We start from the raw sequence: 2,034 nt of genomic DNA on the forward strand, positions 1-2,034 counted from the left end.
GAAAGATCAACACGCCCTAGGAGCTCTAACTTATCTTTGCCCCTTTCCTTGTTGTTTAAGCCTGTGAATGGCTAACTTCACCCAAGCGTTATTTGACTTACTTTCTCTCATGTCAGTGAAGTGATAATCAAGATGCAAGAGATTACTAATCTTTGGTTGGGTTAGAAAGCGGAGAGCAGGTCAGATCCTGTCTATGAGTAAAGTATACAGCGCAGAGAGAACTAAAATCACGATGCTATGATTTGATATGAAAAGCATTGGATTACCAATCGACTTTCTTCATGAGTTGCTCATATTCAAATTTCCTTAGTGGATTGGTATGTTCAAGAGTTTCCATACCGTAGCAGTTCAAATGAAAAAATGTGTTTAGTCGATAAGTTAAACGGAAGGTGCTTAGTTGATACTGATGATTCAAGCGAAAGCATTTTGGGTAAAATCGAGTTTGCTAGTAGTGATCCACATTACCTCAACCAAGAGAGTGAATAGAGGTAATGTGTCAGACTTTATCGAAATCGATGAATCTCTATTGTCTTCCAGCAACAGATCCTGTAGTGAGCTAACTGCCAGATAAACGATGAGTAGAAGTTTCGGGCTACTAGTGCTTGATGATCACCTTGCCAAAGTGTTGCCCTGACTCAAGATAGTCATAGGCTTTTTTCGCCTCAGAGAAGTCAAATTCCTTGTCAATAATAGGCTTTATCTTGTGCTGAGAGAGTGCCTGATTAAATCTTGAGTACATAGCTTTGCTGCCTACATGGATGCCGAACATGGAGATCATCTTCACCGTAATCGGTACCGTGTTGACTTTTTCATCAAATCCCGTCAACACGCCAATCAAGCTGATCACGCCTCTAACTTTTACTGCGTTCATCGATTGATCTAGTGTTCCGGCTCCGCCCACCTCAAGCACCATGTCGACGCCTTTACCACTGGTGATCTCTAAGGCTTTTTGCCCCCAATCTGGTGTTTCTCGATAGTTGATTGTGTGTGTAGCCCCCATAGATTTGGCCACTTCCAATTTCTCATTGGAACTTGAAGTGACAATTGAGTGGATACCAAAGGCATTGGCCAGTTGAAGGGCGAAGATAGACACGCCGCCCGTTCCTTCGATGAGGACGGTTTGACCCGCTTGTAAGGCACGTGGGTGCTCAAACATAGCGTGCCAAGCGGTCAGTCCAGCACAAGGTAGCGTGGCAGCCTCCTCGTAAGAGAGGTAGTCAGGAAACTTAATAAACCCCTTCGCATTGCCGACCACTTCGGTTGCTAGCATGCCATCGATATCACCCCCACCTCGTGCAGGCTCATTCGCTCCTAAGTGCTCGTCGCCGTCTAGCCATTCAGGGAAAAATAAACCAGTTACTCGGTCACCAACTTTTAATTCTTGTACCTTACTGCCGATCTCAATGACCTCTCCAGCGCCATCGGACAATGCTGTTACCTCCATCGCATTTACTTTCTTGTAGATAATATCACGGTAGTTTAATGACGTGGACATAACCTTAACGCGCACATCATACTCAGCAAGCTTTACAACCCCTTGCTCGGTAAGCTGTATTGTATTTTTCTCGGGTTGAATCAGATATTTCTTCATGGGATAGGTGCTCAGCTAGTAGGTGATATTCGATATCTTCCAATTTACAAGGTTCGTAGCATGACAACTATGCGCAAATTTTGAATTCAGTTATAACAAATAGTTAATAATGACTACGGTGTATGGGAGCTTTGTTGCTCGATTTCTCATCTATTCCTATAAGTATTGAGAGAGTTGATTTTATCAGCAGAGGATCATGGCGAATCCTTTGTACGTATTTGACTTTTTTTACTAGCTCAATAATTACTGAGCATATTTTTCAATAGCCTTCTTCGAGAAAGCCCAAAAAGCATAGAATAAGCCTCTATGCTTTTTAGCTAAGTGTTTATTAATCAATGAATACACGTCTAACTAGGTCAGTGTCAGCATACTCTTTTATTGTTGTAATCTTTCCTTTTGATAAAACGAATAGATAATGATAAATGATCTGCTCCAGTTAGACT

General features: G+C 42.1%; 1 protein-coding gene. It reads right to left on the reverse strand.

Annotated features, from left to right (window positions below):
* Positions 1-595 precede the first annotated feature (595 nt).
* A complete protein-coding gene (locus tag AB4371_RS21025) occupies positions 596-1,591 on the reverse strand; it encodes an NAD(P)-dependent alcohol dehydrogenase (RefSeq protein WP_372150611.1) in 996 nt (331 codons plus the stop codon).
* Between the last annotated feature and the right edge of the window lie 443 nt (positions 1,592-2,034).

The sequence above is a fragment of the Vibrio sp. 10N.261.51.A3 genome, assembly GCF_041471965.1.
Lineage (GTDB): Bacteria > Pseudomonadota > Gammaproteobacteria > Enterobacterales > Vibrionaceae > Vibrio > Vibrio crassostreae_C.